This window comes from Cytophagaceae bacterium (assembly GCA_016722655.1).
In the GTDB taxonomy this organism is placed as follows: domain Bacteria; phylum Bacteroidota; class Bacteroidia; order Cytophagales; family Spirosomataceae; genus Leadbetterella.
The window spans coordinates 755340-771670 of the sequence record JADKIR010000005.1 but is presented as its reverse complement, the minus strand read 5'-3'; the positions used below and the strand labels follow the sequence as shown (position 1 = coordinate 771670).

The 16331-nt window shown below is 37.1% G+C and carries 12 protein-coding genes; 7 read left to right on the top strand and 5 right to left on the bottom strand.

All coding sequences use genetic code 11. The annotated features are described in order from the left end of the window. The first annotated feature begins 30 nt into the window (after positions 1 to 30). Both IPP61_19165 and IPP61_19160 read left to right on the top strand, forming a co-directional pair. Positions 31 to 3276 (top strand): serine hydrolase, encoded by a 3246-nt coding sequence (locus tag IPP61_19165; protein MBL0327249.1) that lies wholly within the window; start codon positions 31 to 33, stop codon positions 3274 to 3276. A gap of 119 nt (positions 3277 to 3395) precedes the next feature. After that, on the top strand, positions 3396 to 4694 hold the full coding sequence (locus tag IPP61_19160; protein MBL0327248.1) for a DEAD/DEAH box helicase: 1299 nt from the start codon (positions 3396 to 3398) through the stop codon (positions 4692 to 4694). Between the two features lie 51 nt (positions 4695 to 4745). Here the strand turns inward: IPP61_19160 and ychF are convergent, their stop codons facing one another. After that, positions 4746 to 5849 carry a redox-regulated ATPase YchF gene (gene ychF, locus IPP61_19155; protein MBL0327247.1) on the bottom strand — a complete coding sequence of 368 codons (1104 nt, stop codon included), beginning with the start codon at positions 5847 to 5849 and terminating at the stop codon, positions 4746 to 4748. Positions 5850 to 6078: 229 nt separating this feature from the next. On the opposite strand from ychF, the gene IPP61_19150 reads away from it, so the two are divergent. Then, positions 6079 to 6285, top strand: coding sequence for a DUF2892 domain-containing protein (locus IPP61_19150; protein MBL0327246.1), 207 nt, complete (start codon positions 6079 to 6081; stop codon positions 6283 to 6285). Between the two features lie 53 nt (positions 6286 to 6338). On the opposite strand, the gene IPP61_19145 is transcribed toward IPP61_19150, so the two are convergent. Then, the gene (locus tag IPP61_19145; protein MBL0327245.1) at positions 6339 to 6611 is read right to left on the bottom strand and encodes an RNA-binding protein; all 273 of its coding nucleotides are present in this window, start codon (positions 6609 to 6611) and stop codon (positions 6339 to 6341) included. A gap of 378 nt (positions 6612 to 6989) precedes the next feature. Between IPP61_19145 and IPP61_19140 the strand changes: the two genes are divergently transcribed. The 3 genes from IPP61_19140 (at position 6990) to IPP61_19130 (ending at position 11111) form a co-directional block, all read left to right on the top strand. Continuing rightward, positions 6990 to 9026 (top strand): PD40 domain-containing protein, encoded by a 2037-nt coding sequence (locus tag IPP61_19140; protein ID MBL0327244.1) that lies wholly within the window; start codon positions 6990 to 6992, stop codon positions 9024 to 9026. Positions 9027 to 9050: 24 nt separating this feature from the next. Next, complete coding sequence (locus tag IPP61_19135; protein MBL0327243.1) at positions 9051 to 9971, top strand: alpha/beta hydrolase; 921 nt, start codon at positions 9051 to 9053, stop codon at positions 9969 to 9971. Between the two features lie 117 nt (positions 9972 to 10088). Further along, on the top strand, positions 10089 to 11111 hold the full coding sequence (locus IPP61_19130) for a hypothetical protein (GenBank protein MBL0327242.1): 1023 nt from the start codon (positions 10089 to 10091) through the stop codon (positions 11109 to 11111). Between the two features lie 53 nt (positions 11112 to 11164). Here the strand turns inward: IPP61_19130 and IPP61_19125 are convergent, their stop codons facing one another. The 3 genes from IPP61_19125 to uvrA are packed head-to-tail and all read right to left on the bottom strand — an operon-like array spanning position 11165 to position 15467. Further along, positions 11165 to 11989 carry an amidohydrolase family protein gene (locus tag IPP61_19125; GenBank protein MBL0327241.1) on the bottom strand — a complete coding sequence of 275 codons (825 nt, stop codon included), beginning with the start codon at positions 11987 to 11989 and terminating at the stop codon, positions 11165 to 11167. Between the two features lie 25 nt (positions 11990 to 12014). Further along, positions 12015 to 12593: a hypothetical protein gene (locus IPP61_19120; GenBank protein ID MBL0327240.1), complete on the bottom strand. Its 579-nt coding sequence runs from the start codon at positions 12591 to 12593 to the stop codon at positions 12015 to 12017. Positions 12594 to 12608: 15 nt separating this feature from the next. Beyond that, positions 12609 to 15467 carry an excinuclease ABC subunit UvrA gene (gene uvrA, locus IPP61_19115; GenBank protein MBL0327239.1) on the bottom strand — a complete coding sequence of 953 codons (2859 nt, stop codon included), beginning with the start codon at positions 15465 to 15467 and terminating at the stop codon, positions 12609 to 12611. 195 nt (positions 15468 to 15662) lie between these two features. Between uvrA and IPP61_19110 the strand changes: the two genes are divergently transcribed. After that, a complete protein-coding gene (locus IPP61_19110; GenBank protein ID MBL0327238.1) occupies positions 15663 to 16319 on the top strand; it encodes an HAD family phosphatase in 657 nt (218 codons plus the stop codon). Positions 16320 to 16331: the final 12 nt, after the last annotated feature.

The following is a 16331-nucleotide window of genomic DNA, read 5'->3' as shown; positions in this document are numbered from 1 at the left end:
TTAAATTTGAAATATTAACCCTTCATCATAATGAACAAAAGCTTCAAGTATATTTTTTCTTTTTTACTAAGTTTTCAATCCATTTTCATTTTTGGTCAAAAAAAACCTGAATTTCTGACTGATTATAATCAAAAATGGGTCGATTCGGTTTTTAATACTTTGACTTTAGAGGAAAAAATCGGGCAGCTGCTGATGCCACGTGGCAATGTGGGTTTTAAAGGATACACCCCCGAGAAGCTGAAAATGTGGGTAGAAAAATATAAAATCGGAGGATTAGTATTTTTTGGTGGACAGCCCAGTGTGCAGGCAGGAATCGTGAATCAGCTGCAGGCCGTTTCTAAAGTTCCCATGCTCATCGGGGTGGATATGGAATGGGGCATGGCCATGCGACTAGATAGTACGGTGCGTTTTCCATATCAAATGGCCCTTGGAGCAATGCCGGGCGGCGAAGATTTGATTTATCGAATGGGTCAGGAAGTGGCCAGACAATCAAAAAGAATTGGTATTCATGTAAATTATGCCCCGGTTGTCGATATCAACAACAACCCCAAAAATCCTGTGATTAACTTCAGGTCGTTTGGAGAAGATAAAATGGCCGTTAGTAACAAAGCGTTGGCTTATATGATGGGTATGCAAAGTCAGAAGCTCATCACTACTGCCAAGCATTTTCCGGGTCACGGTGATACCGGAGTGGATTCACATTATGATTTGCCGGTGATTTCGCATGATAAAAAGCACCTTTCTGAAAATGAACTATTTCCATTTAAATATCTGATAAATAATGGATTGTCTGGAGTGATGACCGCTCACCTGAGTATTCCTTCATTAGATAATACCCCAAATCTGGCCTCAACGTTTTCAACAAATATTGTATCTGACTTACTCAGAAAGGAGCTGGGTTTTGAAGGGCTCACCTTTACCGATGCCATGGATATGCAGGGTGCTGTAAAATATTTTCCCAATGGCGAAGCTTTGGTAAAAGCAATATTGGCGGGAAACGATATTCTGGAGACTTTTGAAGACGTTCCATTGGCAGTAGATGCAATCAAGGCTGCAATAGATTCCAAAAAATTGCCCATTGAAATTTTGGATCAGCGGGTGAAAAAAATTCTGAAAGCTAAATCATGGGTGGGGCTGGATCATTATGAACCCATAAAATTAGAAGGCCTTATTGAAGATTTAAATACTATAGAATCTGACTTTTTGAATAGAGTGATGGCTGAAAAAACGCTTATTGCTATTTCCAACAAAAACGAAATAATACCGGTTAAAGATTTGACAAAGAACACCTTAGTGGTTTCCATTGACAGTGATAATATGACTGATTTTCAGAAAATGGCGGCTAATTATACCCAGATTTCTACCTTAAATATTAATTCATCAAAAGTTGATTCCACCAGGCTTATTTCTGACCTTGAGACTATCAAAAACGCCGGCAATCTGATCGTAGGTTTGCATCTTAGTAATATCAGACCGGGTGCCAAGTATGGGGTAAATTCTGTCAATCAGGCTATTATAAATGAGATTTCCAAAAGGGAAGATGCTATTTTAGTGGTGTTCGGAAATATTTATGCACTTGATAAATATGAAAATATTGATGCATTTGATGGCCTGATTTTGACAGGTCAACTTTCAAAATATACAGAAGAGGCTGCGGCAATGGCTGTTTTTGGAGGAATTGACATATCCGGAAGATTACCTGCAAGTATCAATGAAAAATATAAACTCAATGATGGCATGAATGTCTCCAATATTGGGCGACTTTCCTATGGAATTCCTGAAATGGCAGGTCTTGACAGTAAGATTTTTAACCGCAGAATTGACTCGGTTCTTAATTTGGGTTTAAAAGAAAAAGCTTATCCGGGAGCTGTGATGCATGTGGCTAAAAACGGAAGGGTAATTTACCAAAAGGCAGTCGGATTTCATACTTTTGAGCAAGCCGACCAAAATGAGAAAGTTTTAAGGGCAAAGCCTGACTTTGAGAAAGGAAATCAATCAGACGTGATGGACAATCCGAATAACCTTACGGCACAAAAACAACTCAAATCAAACGGAACTATTCCAAAAGGTACTGTCAGACCCGATGATATTTATGATTTTGCCAGTGTAACTAAAACCACCACTGCCGGGTTAGCCATCATGCAAATGGCCAGTGAAGGGAAATTTGATATCGATAAAACTTTTGCTGATTATTATCCGGAGTTTAAAGGTTCAAATAAGGAAAACCTCACTTTCAAAGATATGCTCACCCATCGGGCAGGCTTGAAAGCATTCATACCGTTTTGGGTTAATTGTGTCGATAGTATTGCTACTTTGCAAAAAGCCGTTGAACTTCATCCCGAGCTGGAGAACGATTTTTTGAAAACTTATAAAAAACAGAATTTCTTCCAAAAATTGCTTAAAAAAGCTCCAAAATACACCATTGAATACGCCCATACGCTCAAAACCAATAAGAACATTTGGAACAAAGCTGTAAGTGCAGAAAGTATCGCATGGAAACCGGGAATTTTTTCAAATATAAAATCGGATGAATATGCCATTGAAATCACCGATTCGATGTTTATGAATAAAAACTATGTTCAGGAAATCATGAAGCAAATTAAAGAGTCTCCTGTAAATCCTGCTCAGGGATATGTTTACAGCGATTTGCACTATATGACTTATCCTTTTATCATTCCGACCATAACCGGAAAAGACATGGAGACTTATTTGAAAGAAACCTACAGGGCTATCGGTGCATATTCTTTGTCTTATAATCCCAAAAAACAATTTGGTTTAGATAGAATTGTACCTACAGAAAAAGACATTTTGTATAGAAAAACGCTGGTTCACGGGTATGTGCACGATGAAGCCGCTGGCATGATTGGTGGAGTTTCGGGCCATGCCGGATTGTTTGGAAATGCCAATGATTTGAGCAAATTGTTGCAATTATATCTTCAAAAAGGGTATTTTGGAGGAAAACAATTTATTAAACCTGAAATTGTTGATAATTTCACCGAATATCAGTTTCCTTATGAAGGTAACCGTCGAGGAATCGCATTTGATAAGCTCGATTTTAATAAGAAAATCTCTAATGGACCCCAAATGGCCTCGGCTAAAAGCTATGGTCATTCTGGTTTTACCGGAACATTTTATTGGGTTGATCCACAATATGACCTCACTTATGTATTTTTATCAAACAGGGTTTATCCGACTCGGGACAATAACAAAATTGGCTCTTTGAATATCAGGACAGAAGTTGGAAATCAAATTATTAAGACCATAAAAGGTAAGTAAGATCAGAGAAATTTTGACTATCAAAAAACAAAAATACCTTTCATGATTAAATGTCACCTCTAACCGGGTGACATTTTTTTGTCCGAAAATATCCCCAAATCTTTATCTACCTTTGCAAAATGGAAAAAATCTTGAAGAAACTCGGAATTGCAGAGAGAAATGAAATGCAGCTTGAGGCTGAGAAAAGCATTTCAGAGAATAAAAATACTTTACTTTTATCTCCTACCGGTTCCGGAAAAACACTGGCATTTTTGATTCCATTGCTGGATATTATCAATAAAGATTTACCTCAAATTCAAGTGCTTATTTTGGCACCTTCCCGTGAGTTGGCGATGCAAATTGAGTCAGTTTGGCGGGAAATGGGTACCGGAATTAAAATCAATTCTTTTTATGGTGGCCATACCGTGGAGGTCGAGATGAATAACCTCAAAAATCCTCCATTGGTACTGGTGGGTACTCCAGGCCGTATTGCTGATCATTTTACCCGAAATTCCATACAATCCAAAAGTATTAAAACCATTGTTTACGACGAATTTGACAAGTCACTGGAGATGGGTTTCCATGAACAGATTCAATATATACTTGATAATCTGCCCAAACCTTCTAAACAGGTTTTTGTTTCTGCAACGCAAGGTATTAGCATTCCGGAATTTGTGGATTCTGAACATTTAAATGTTTTGGATTTTATTGATGAAAAGTCTGGAAACCAAAAATTGAGTTTGAGATTTGTGAAAACAAAAAACAAATCTGAGGCGATAATTACACTTTTAGGCCAAATTTCTCAGGAACCTACTTTGATTTTCTGCAACCAACGCGATGAAGCGGAGGAGCTGGCCGGTTTATTATACCAGAAACAAATCAATTGTGTAATTTTTCATGGGAAAATAGAACAAGTTGACCGGGAAAAAGCTTTGATAAAATTCCGCAATGGTAGCGTAAGGTATTTGATAAGCACCGATTTAGCGGCAAGAGGTTTAGATATCCCTGAAATTGAGAATGTTATACACTATTCTCTTCCATTTCATGCTCAGGAATTTATACATCGCAATGGCCGCACTGCCAGAATGAATGCTTCAGGAACAGCCTATTTTTTTGATAATCCTGAGGAGAAATTACCCGATTATGTCGGAGATTTAGCAACAGAACTCATTCTGGAAGAAAAACAAAAACTCCCGGCAAAGGAAATTTGGAGTACGGTTTATTTCAGTGGCGGAAAAAAAGACAAAATTAACAAAATTGATATTGTAGGTTTTTGTTTACAAAAAGGGGGTCTTAATAAAGAGGAATTGGGTAGGATAGAAGTGCAGGATTTTGTTTCTTATGTGGCAGTCAAAAGTTCTAAACTGGTTTCCTTTCTTAAAACCATAAAAGACCAAAAAATCAAAGGCAAAAAAATGAAGATAGAATTGGCAAGATAAAAGAAAAGGCAGCTTTTAGGGCTGCCATTTCTTTTAATTTATATCAGTTTTTCAGACATTAAATCTGAAATGCATCACATCTCCATCTTTAACGATATATTCTTTTCCTTCAATTCTAAGTTTTCCGGCTTCGCGACATGCGGCTTCGGTGCCATAATTAATTCGGTCATCAAACGCAATCACCTCTGCTTTGATAAATCCTTTTTCAAAATCGGTATGAATCACACCAGCCGCCTGAGGTGCCTTCCATCCTTTGTGGATTGTCCAGGCACGAACTTCCTGTACACCGGCAGTAAAATAGGTAGCTAAATCAAGCAGCGTATATGCCGAACGGATCAATTTGTTCAACCCTGGCTCAGTCATTTTGTATTCTTCAAAAAACATTGCTTTGTCGTCGGCATCTTCCATCTCCGAAATCTGTGCTTCAATGGAGTTGTTCAAAACAATCATTTGATTTCCTTCTTCATCTGCTACTTTTTGAAGCATCTCGGAATATTTATTCCCTGTTAGCATTGAGGCCTCGTCCACATTGGCAACATAAAGTGTAGGTTTGATTGTCAACAAAAACATATCTTCTACCGAAACCATCTCTTCTTTGGTCAAGCCCAATTGTCTTACGTTTTTGCCTTGCTCGAGCCATGATTTTACTCTTTCACATATTTCCAAATCAATCTTTGCCAGGGCATCTCCGCCTACACGTGCTTGTTTGGCGATTTTCTGAATTTTCTTTTCTACGCTTTCAAGGTCTTTCAGTTGCAGCTCTGTATCAATTATTTCCTTATCTGAAACAGGATTGATTTGACCTTCCTCTCTAAGTACATTTTCGTCTTCAAAGCATCTCACCACATGAATTATGGCATCTACCTCACGGATATTGGCCAAAAATTTATTTCCCAGTCCTTCTCCACGGCTTGCTCCTTTCACAAGTCCGGCGATATCCACAATCTCTATTTGAGTGGGTACTACCCGGTTTGGCTTTACAATTTCTTCCAATTGATCAAGACGGGTATCAGGTACATCAACCAGGCCCACATTGGGGTCTATTGTACAAAATCTATAATTTGAGGCCTGTGCTTTAGCACTGGTTGAAACCGCATTGAAAAGTGTTGATTTGCCTACATTGGGTAAGCCTACTATCCCAGCTCTTAAAGCCATATTTTCTTAATTTTTTCGCAAAATTACTCTAATTCTTATGTTTTGGCAAATCGGCATTGTTTTTACCTGCCATATTTTTTTATCTATTGGATTTGTTTTTATTATTTATAGAAAATTGATATTGGAAAAATGATTCTATTTTTAAGAACAACTACTTTAATTATTTTACAAAACACTTTGATTTCAGACATTTATGATTTAAATTTAAGCAAACAAACCTTAAATTATTATGAAAAAAAACATGGGATTGATTGATCGCGGCCTCCGGGTTTTGGTGGCTCTGGTTCTGGCTTTTCTTTATTACAATGGTACACTTACCGGCACATGGGGCATAGTTGCTTTAGTTATTGCCGTCGTATTTTTACTTACCAGTCTAATTAGTTTTTGCCCTCTTTACACTGTTATCGGGCTGAATACTTCAGACAAAAAGGAATAAAAAAAAGTACCTCACCCATGGGTGAGGTACTCCTCAAATTGAATCACGACGGATTAATATCTTTCTCTTCTTTGAGGTCTTTCGCCTTTTGGTTCAGCTACTTTAACCACAATAGTACGTCCGTCAAGTTCTGTTTCATTCAGAGCGTTAATGGCATTTTTTGCCTCAGCGTCATCTGGCATTTCTACAAAGCCAAAGCCTTTTGAGCGACCTGTAAATTTGTCCATAATAATTTTGGCTGAATCAACAGTGCCAAATTCTTCAAATGCACCCAATAGAGTGTCATCAGAAGTGTCGTAATTCAATTTTGCTACGAAAATGTTCATTTGAAAAAAAAATAAAATTTGAAAAATAGAGCAAAACAACGTAGCGAATTCAAAGAATAATTGGTAATTATACCAGAAAGGCAAACGAAGAAAACTCGAAAACGCTGTAAAGGTAGAGGTATAATTTGTATTTCCAAATTTTTTTTATAAATAAATCAATTTTTTGGAATTATAATTTACTAAAAGTGAGATAATTATATTTTGAAAGTTGGCAATTAGGCTAAACTTTTAACATTTTGTTAGGATAATTTGTAACATTATCACTCTCAATTTCGTATTTTTTTTTAATTCACAACAATAAAAACCTACTGCCGTTTTATATTTGTTGAAAATCATTTTTTTGAATCCTGACTGGCAGAAAAATTTGTAAATAGTTTTATGAGAAAAATTATCATTGTGCTTTTTGGATTGTATTTCGGTTTTAGTTCTTTCGAGAGTTTTTCACAAATAAAAAACTATAAAAGAGGACTGAGTAGCATGGAAAGTGGCAATTTTGATATTGCAATCAAAGAGTTTTTAAAAGTTAAAGATATTGACAGTAGCCAGGTTGGAGTTTTGAATCTCAAAATCGCAGATTCTTATCGTTTGTCAAACCGCTGGATAGAAGCTCTTCCTTATTATGAAAAAGCTGTAAAAAAGGATGTTTCTGATCCTGATTTGCTTTTCAATTATGCCTACGCACTCAAATCAAACGAAGAGTACGATATGGCAAAAGACTATTTTCAGAAATTTCTTGAAACCAAACCCGCCAATAAAGTGCTCACCGAAAGAGCCCTCCGTGAAACCAATACATTACAGATGATTGGCTCTCTAAAAGAAAAAAATGCCGGGCTGGAGTTTAAAAATTTATCAGAATTGAATACCTGGGGTATCGAGTATTCAGGAATGATACTGGATGGATCTTTTGTTTTTTCGGCCAGTAAAAAAGAGAAAACATATTCCAATGGTCTGCCATTTCTCGGAATTTACAAAGTAAAAATTAAAGAAGACCTCTCCGTGCAGGGAACCGTAGAACCCTTTTCTTCAAAAATTCTGGACCCTGACAGGAATGAAGGCTCACCTACTTTTACTCCTGATGGTAAAACCATGGTTTTTGCCAGAGGAAATTCGGGTAAAAGAAAAGATAATTCCTCTGATGTGGATTTGTATCTAAGCAGATATGTGGCGGGTGAAGGTTGGACTGAGCCTCGATTGGTAAGTGCCTCAGATTCGGCATCTTGGGATGGTTCTCCTGCCTTTTCACGTGATGGAAAAACCTTGTATTTTGCCTCCGACAGACCTGGTGGGAGTGGTGGATTAGATATTTACCGGGTTAATATGGATGCCTCGGGTCGATTTGGGAATGCGGCCAACATGGGTAAAGCAATAAATACCGCCGGCGATGAAATGTTTCCTTTTGTGTCAGAAGATGGCAAACTTTATTTTGCTTCTGACGGGCATCCCGGGCTTGGTAAACTGGATTTATTTGTTGCGGTTAGGTCTGGAGGAAAAATTACTGTTGAAAATCTCGGACTTCCATACAACAGCTCAATGGATGATTTTGGCTTGTCTTTTGATGAAAATGGAAATCAGTTTTTTACGTCAAACCGTGCTGCAGGCAAGGGCTCTGATGATATCTATTTCTATCAGGCTCCGCCAAAACCTAAAGAAGAAGAAGTAGCCGAAAATGGAGAAAACCCCAATAATAAACCTTCAGGCACTCCTGAAAGTGAAAATAGTAAGGTAGTTAATTATTATTTAAACGTTAATGTATTTACACAAATAGCCGACAAAACTGTTGCTTTAGATTCTTCTGGTATCAAAGTTCTGAAAATCGAAGGAGGCATTGAAGAGCAAATTAGTGAGCACATGCTGACGAATGGAAAATCGGAACCAATAAAATTGGAAGAAGATACTGATTATGTGATTCTCGCAGAAAAAAGTGGGTTTTTATCAAAAAGAGCCGAATTTACGATGTATGGTAGAAGCATTCCCGTACCATTGTTAACAAAACCTGTAACTGATACAACTTATATTACCAACATAAATCTTGAGCAAATCTTTATTGGAAAAACTTTCAGGCTGGAAAATATATATTATGATCTCGACAAATATGATATCAGACCCGATGCAGCTCTGGAATTGGACAAACTGGTACAGATTTTAAAGGATAATCCTACCATAAAAATTGAGCTGGGATCACATACCGATATCAGAGGGACCGATTTGTATAACATCAGATTGTCGCAAAGACGTGCTGAGGCGGTTATTAACTATTTGTCTATCAAAGGGATATCCAAGGAAAGGCTGGAAGCAAAAGGCTATGGTGAAACAGAGTTAATTATTCAGAATGCCAAAGATGAAGAAGAGCATCAGGTAAACCGGAGAACCGAATTTAAAGTTCTGGAATTTATCAAAGCCACAGAATCTGAATAGTTTTCATGAAATAATAATTTTGAAATGGTTAAAGTATTGTTTTTCTGGATAATATCATTGAATATTTTGATAGCTCAAACCAAAATTATCCCTTTATATGAAGGTGCAGCACCCGGCTTGAAACCGGGTTTAAATGTTAAGGAAGATTTGAAAGTTGGGGAAACTGACGGAATTACAAGGCTAAGGGATATTACTATACCCACCCTTACAGTTTTTTTACCAAAAAATAAAACCTCCGATGCTGCTGTTATCATCTGTCCTGGCGGAGGCTATTACATATTGGCATGGGACCATGAAGGTACCAGTATAGGGGAATGGTTTGCCAAAAGAGGAGTAACCGCCTTTGTTTTGAAATACAGACTTCCACAGCCGGAGCTTTTTGAGAATTCGGAAATAAGACCCCTTCAGGATATTCAGCAGGCCATTAGGTTTGTAAGAAAAAATGCAACTGGATACAAATTGAATCCAGTCAAAATAGGAGTGATGGGTTTTTCGGCGGGTGGACATTTGGCTGCAACAGCTTCAACACACTTTAATAAACAGGTAGGTGAAATCGTAGATACGAATGTTAATGTCAGACCAGATTTTTCGATTTTGATGTATCCGGTTATTAGTTTTACTGATGGACTGGCACACCTGGGCTCGAGAGATAATCTTTTAAATAAAAATATTTCTTTAGAAAAAATCAAAGAGTACTCCAATGAACTTCAGGTAAATAAAGACACACCGCCGGCATTTTTGGTTCATGCTATTGACGATGGTGTATTGGTGGGTAATAGTATTGAGTATGTAAAAGCACTGAAATCGCAAAATATTCCTGTAGAAATGCACATTTACGATAATGGAGGGCATGGATTTTCAATGAAAAAGTCAAATACCGGCCCGGTTGCCAAATGGCCGGATAGGCTCGCAGAATGGATGCAAGCTCACAATTGGATGAAATAATGTAATCTTGGTTCAAAATTTGCGGTAGCCATTTAATAAAAAATGAATTGTATATTTTTTTTTAAATAAGTTTAAGGTTAATTTTATACATCAAATCGATATTAAACATTTCAAAATATGAAAAAATTAATACTTTCAGTAGGCATCGGACTAATAGCCGGCTCAGTTTCAGCTCAGGTTGTTAATTCTACCCTTATTCATGTAAATGAGGGTGCAGTTCTTAGTTTGGGGTCTTCTGTTGTAAACAATGGCGAGATTTCGAATAACGGCAAGGTGATTCTTAAAGGTGACCTTACCAACAATGCCAAAATTTCGTCTAAAGGCGATATGGTGTTTAATGGTAATAGCACACAAGAAATTAATGGTTCTGAAAAATTAGAGGTTTCAAGAATTTCCGTTGAAAATGATATTAACATTAAGTCATCGGTAAAAGTAAATGAATCAATTAATTTTCAAAGAGGAATTGTAACTACCGAAGATGCTGTACTTTCTCTTGGTGAAAATGCAAAATACACTGGAGCAAGTGATATTTCACATGTTGCTGGTTCAATGCAAAAGTCAGGTGTTGGAAGTTTTGACTTTCCGGTGGGTGATGGGGCAACTTTGAGAAGTTTTGAAGTTAAAAACCTTAAAGGTAATACAGTAGAAGCCAAATATGTAGCTCGCAACCCAATGGATGTTTCTACTGAGTTGGATTACAATATGGAAGAAATCAACCAAACTGAGTATTGGGTGCTTAGTACAGCCAACAATGCCGATTTGGATGTTAAACTTTCTGACAACAGTGATGTGGCCTATTTGAAAGGTGGAGTTTGGGTAAAATCCAAAAAAGGTTTTAATGCCAGTAACGGTGTAAGTTTTACATCAGGTAAAGGCAAAAACATTGTTCCTGAAATTGGGGTATGGCCTAATCCTACCTACGGTGAGTTTAATTTGAAACTTACCGGGATGAGAGATACCGACAACATTACCGTTGAAATAGTTAATCTGGATGGTAGAAAAGTGATGAGCATGGAAGGTACCGTTCAGCAACTGAGAAAAGCATATTCTTTACCCAAAGGTTTGGTTACAACTAACCTGACTATCAGAGTGGTAAATGGAGAAGAGGCGATGACTCAGAATTTGATTTTGCATAGATAAATTTTATAGTAGAATATTAAAAAAGGCCGTCCTTTGGATGGCCTTTTTATTTTTCAAATCCCATAAAATCTGCAGGCATTACCTCCAAAAATATCAGATTTTTCGGTTGAAGAGAGTTTTTCGAAATAAGATTCCACAATTTCCAGTTGTTTTGAATACTGAGCTGCCAATGTGCAAACCGGCCAATCGGAGCCATAAACCAGTCTTTTTGTACCAAAAGCTCCTAAAACCATATCGAGATAGATATAGAAATCTTCCTTTTGCCAGCCCGACCATTCGGCTTCTGTAACCATTCCCGACACTTTACACATTACATTGGGCAATTCCCCTATTTTTTGCATATAATTGGCCCATTGACTTACTTTTTTATCTTTTATGTAAGGTTTCGCCATATGGTCGATTATAAACTTATTGTCAGGGCAATTTTTTATCAAAGTTTTGGCTTCTTTGAGCTGGTGAGGGAAAATTAAAATATCATAACAAAAGTCAAATTCTGAAAGTGTTTTTACACCGGATATAAATGCCGGATTAGTAATAAAGCCTTCTTTTTCGGCTTGTAAAACATGCCTGAAGCCTTTGATGACAGGTGTTTTCTTGAATTCCTGCAATTGTTCTTTGAGATTCTCCGATTGCAAATCTACCCATGCTACAATCCCTTTAATGAAGTCGTTTTTGGCAGCAAGTCCGAGCATAAAGTCATTTTCTTCCAAAATCTGGTTAACCTGCACCGAGACACATCCATCAAATCCATTTTCTTTTAATATGGGAGCAAGGTTTTCCGGTAAAAAATCTTTTTTAATTACTGACATGCTGTCGTCAATCCATCCGAAGTCTTCAGTATTATATTTCCAGAAATGCTGGTGAGCGTCTATTTTCATTTTTCTGATGTTTTTATCAAAAATATTAAAAAATTTCTGGATGATTTCCAAAAAACCTTTTTTCTGTTTTAACAATAAAATTTCTCAAAATAAACACCTTATCAAAGTCTTCAAAAAATACGGATTGGGCATCGCCTTCTACCTGAAATGTATGAGCAGTAATATTAGAATAATTTCTGTTTTTAAGTTCAGTAAATTCAACTGGTGAAATGTGTTTCAGGATTTCTCCGAATTTTTCCTTTTCTTCATCCATTTCCAGAAATACCAGACTTTCATAAAAAGCCGGAACCAGGTGTGCATCAAACCAGAAAAAACGATAAATTCCTCCTTTTGAGATTGATTTTTCGAGCTTTTGTATCAAAAATATCAGGAAGTAAAACCGGTTTTCACTTTCTTTTCCCCTGACTACATTTCTGAAAATATATTTATGATTTAAAACCAGATTTATATAATCCTCATTTGTGTCAGAATGTTGAAAATCAGGTAATTCCAGGAAGGATTCAAATTTTTTTTCAGTGGTTTTTCTATATTTTCGGGCAGAAACCAAAAGCCTTAATCCCAAAGCAGCTAAAAGCAGAAGCCTGAATTCCAATGGGACCCTCATCTTAATTTATCAGTATTAAGGTTTGATTTTGTCTTTTAGAAAATGTGCTGTATAGTTGTTTTCAATTTTTGTCATTTCATCTGGCGTACCTTCAAAACACACGTAACCCCCTTTATCTCCACCTTCCGGGCCGAGATCAATGATCCAGTCTGAGCATTTGATTATTTCCATATTGTGTTCAATAACCACAACGCTATCGCCCTGATTTACAAGGGCATTAAGAGCCTTCAAAAGCTTTTTGATATCATGAAAATGCAATCCCGTGGTAGGTTCATCAAAAATAAACAAGGTCCTTCCTTTATCAGAATTCCCTTTTCCTAAGAAGAATGCAAGTTTTACCCTTTGGGCTTCTCCTCCTGATAGCGTATTGGAAGCCTGACCTAGTTTGATATAGCCCAATCCCACGTCTTGAAGGGGTTGCATTTTTTCTGCGAGCTTGGGTTGACTGGCTCTGAAAAATTCCAATGCTTCGTCCACAGTCATGTCGAGGATTTCAGCAATGTCTTTGTCCTGATATTTTACTTCTAATACTTCTTTCTTGAATCTTTTGCCATGGCAGCTTTCGCAAGTGAGTTTTACGTCTGCCATAAACTGCATTTCGATGGTCTGGTGGCCTTCTCCCTGGCATGCCTCACAACGGCCCCCTTCTACGTTAAATGAAAAATGAGAGGGTTTATAATCACGGGTTTTCGAAAGAGGCTGCTCGGCCATGAGAGCCCTCAGAGTATCATAAGCTTTTATATAAGTAACCGGATTGGAACGGCTTGATTTTCCAATAGGATTTTGATCAACCATTTCAACCTGAGTGATACGGCTTAAACTACCTGAAAGATCCTCAAAACGACCTACATCGTCACCGAAATCACCTTTCAACTTTGCCAATGCAGGATATAGGATTTTCCTGATTAGGGTTGATTTTCCGGAACCTGATACACCGGTTATTACCGTAAACACACCCAAAGGAATTTTTACTGAAACGTCTTTCAGATTATTTTCTTTGGCTCCATTGATTGAAATAAAATCAAAGAATTTTCTTCTGGTTTTAGGAAGAGGAATGGTCTCTTTTCCACTTAAAAAATTGACAGTATGACTTTTGTTGCCAGCCGGAATTATATCATCCCATTTGCCCTGGTAAACCAGCTCGCCACCAAGATTACCTGCATCAGGACCAATGTCTATGATTTCATCAGAGGCCTTCATTACATCTTCTTCGTGTTCTACCACTATTACAGTATTACCCAAATCTTTCAGTGATTTTAGAACACTTACAAGCCTTTGAGTGTCACGAGGGTGAAGTCCTATACTCGGTTCATCCAGGATGTACATTGAGCCTACCAGTGAGCTACCCAATGAAGTAGCTAAGCGTATTCGTTGGGTTTCGCCTCCGGAAAGAGAATTTGAAAGGCGGTTAAGTGTCAAATATCCAAGTCCAACTCTTTCCATAAAATCGAGCCGGTTGTTGATTTCTATCAGTATTCGCTTGGCTACTTTGTATTGGTAATCATTAAGCTCCAGATTTTTAAAAAATGTCGTAACCTCTGAAATGGGCATCAAAACCAAATCAATAATCGATTTTCCGGCGATTTTCACATAAGAAGCATCTTTTCGTAGTCTTGAACCCCGGCAGTCGGGACATACTGTTCTGCCGCGATATCTGCTTAGCATGACACGATATTGAATTTTGAAGGTTTGTTCTTCCAGAAACTTAAAAAAATCGTTTAAGCCTGCAAAATGTTCATTTCCGGTCCAAAGTAACTGGTATTGATCTTCGGTCAGGTCTTTTATGGATCTGTGAATAGGAAAGTCGAATCTTATACCTTTTCTGATCAATGGCATAAGCCAGTCATTCATTTTTTCAGACCTCCAGGGTGCGATTGCACCTTCAAATACGGAAAGGTTTTTATCGGGGAAAACGAGGTTATCGTCAATACCCAAAACGTTACCAAATCCTTCGCATCGTTTACAGGCACCATAAGGATTATTAAATGTAAAAAGATTTACTGATGGAGATTCAAAGGTTATTCCATCTAATTCAAAACGATCCGAGAATTTTTTCGTAATTTTTCCTTCCTCGGTTGCAATTTGTATTTCAACCTCGCCTTCACCCTCAAAAAATGCTGTTTGAATTGAATCTGAAAATCTAAATTGTGTATCTTCATCAGGATTTCCGGATTCGTCAAAATGTACTACTGCTCTGTCAATCAGAATTTTATATTTTGATTTCTCATGTATTTTTTTGTCAAAATTCTCAATCACTTCTTCAATCAGCATCATTTCTTCATTGACCAGAATACGGCCAAAACCTTTTTTTAAAAGCAATTCCAGCTCTTTTTCGAGGGTTTTTTCATGATTGGTTTTTAATGGACAAAGTACCATCACTTTGGTGTTCTCCGGAAAAGAAAAAAGATAATTTACGACATCTGTTACAGTATCTTTTTTTACTTCTTTTCCACTAACCGGGGAAATGGTGATTCCAATTCGGGCAAATAGCAATTTGAAATAATCGTAAATTTCTGTTGTGGTACCTACTGTGGAACGGGGATTTTTTGAGCCAACTTTTTGCTCTATGGCTATTGCCGGCGAAATCCCTCTGATGTAATCAACTTCGGGCTTTTCCATGCGACCCAGAAACTGTCTTGCATAGGAACTCAAACTTTCCACATACATTCTCTGGCCTTCGGCATAAAGCGTATCAAATGCCAGTGAGGACTTACCACTACCCGATAAACCAGTTATTACCGTTAAAGTATTGCGTTTGATGGCTACACTGACGTTTTTTAGGTTATTTACTCTCGCTCCCTTAATAATAATATATTTTTTGGGATCAAGCTGATCAAAATCTATGGTTTGGGTACCGTTTACCGTTTCTTTCATTTTACAAAAATACTTTGTTTTTGGGTATATTTTTGGGGAATTTTAAAATTTTGGTACTGAAATTTTTAGCAAATCAGAAGAAATAAGTAGGTTTTTAGTTGATAAATATTTGTCAATCCAAAAAGTTTGGCTTTCTATTAAAACAATCCAAAAATATTTAAGTATTTAAAATGCTTATTTGTTTAATTTTGAGGGATGAAAAAAGCAGTAATATTTGATATGGATGGCGTAATATGCCATACCAATCCGTTTCATAGCATCGCATTTAAGCGATTTTTCGAGAAAAGAAATCTGTTTCCTACCGAAGAAGAATTTTCGCAACACATGTATGGGAAAAGTAATTCCTATATTTTGAGTCATTTTTTGGGCAGAAAAATAGAAGGGAAGGAATTTGATGATCTTGAATATGAAAAAGAGTCTCTTTTCAGGGAGATTTATGCAGAAAATATTAAAGAGATTGAAGGATTTATGGCTTTTTTGAAAAGCCTGAAAGAAGCAGGATTTTTGACAGGAGTGGCCACTTCAGCACCCAGAGCCAACCTCGACTTAATTATGAAGGGTCTTGGTTTTGAGACCATGATGGAATCAATTATGGCCAGTGAAAATGTAAGCCATCACAAGCCTCATCCGGAAGTTTATTTGCAATCTGCTGAAAATCTGGGTGTAAAACCCTCTGAAAGCGTGGTTTTTGAAGATTCATTTTCGGGTGTTAGTGCAGGCATGAATGCCGGCATGAAAGTAGTAGGAGTTTTGAGCTCTCATACAAAAGAAGAGTTGCCTCCATGTTGTTTTTATATTCAAAATTATAAAGACATAAAAACCGAAAATATTTTAAAAATCTTGAGTCAATAATTTTCTCTCAAA

Excerpts from the sequence above, each read along its gene's own strand:
- IPP61_19120 (MBL0327240.1), bottom strand. The coding sequence starts at position 12,593 with ATGAGGGTCCCATTGGAATTCAGGCTTCTGCTTTTAGCTGCTTTGGGA.
- IPP61_19145 (MBL0327245.1), bottom strand. The coding sequence starts at position 6,611 with ATGAACATTTTCGTAGCAAAATTGAATTACGACACTTCTGATGACACT.
- IPP61_19130 (MBL0327242.1), top strand. The coding sequence starts at position 10,089 with ATGAAAAAATTAATACTTTCAGTAGGCATCGGACTAATAGCCGGCTCA.
- uvrA (MBL0327239.1), bottom strand. The coding sequence starts at position 15,467 with ATGAAAGAAACGGTAAACGGTACCCAAACCATAGATTTTGATCAGCTT.
- IPP61_19110 (MBL0327238.1), top strand. The coding sequence starts at position 15,663 with ATGAAAAAAGCAGTAATATTTGATATGGATGGCGTAATATGCCATACC.
- ychF (MBL0327247.1), bottom strand. The coding sequence starts at position 5,849 with ATGGCTTTAAGAGCTGGGATAGTAGGCTTACCCAATGTAGGCAAATCA.
- IPP61_19150 (MBL0327246.1), top strand. The coding sequence starts at position 6,079 with ATGAAAAAAAACATGGGATTGATTGATCGCGGCCTCCGGGTTTTGGTG.
- IPP61_19165 (MBL0327249.1), top strand. The coding sequence starts at position 31 with ATGAACAAAAGCTTCAAGTATATTTTTTCTTTTTTACTAAGTTTTCAA.
- IPP61_19125 (MBL0327241.1), bottom strand. The coding sequence starts at position 11,989 with ATGAAAATAGACGCTCACCAGCATTTCTGGAAATATAATACTGAAGAC.
- IPP61_19135 (MBL0327243.1), top strand. The coding sequence starts at position 9,051 with ATGGTTAAAGTATTGTTTTTCTGGATAATATCATTGAATATTTTGATA.
- IPP61_19160 (MBL0327248.1), top strand. The coding sequence starts at position 3,396 with ATGGAAAAAATCTTGAAGAAACTCGGAATTGCAGAGAGAAATGAAATG.
- IPP61_19140 (MBL0327244.1), top strand. The coding sequence starts at position 6,990 with ATGAGAAAAATTATCATTGTGCTTTTTGGATTGTATTTCGGTTTTAGT.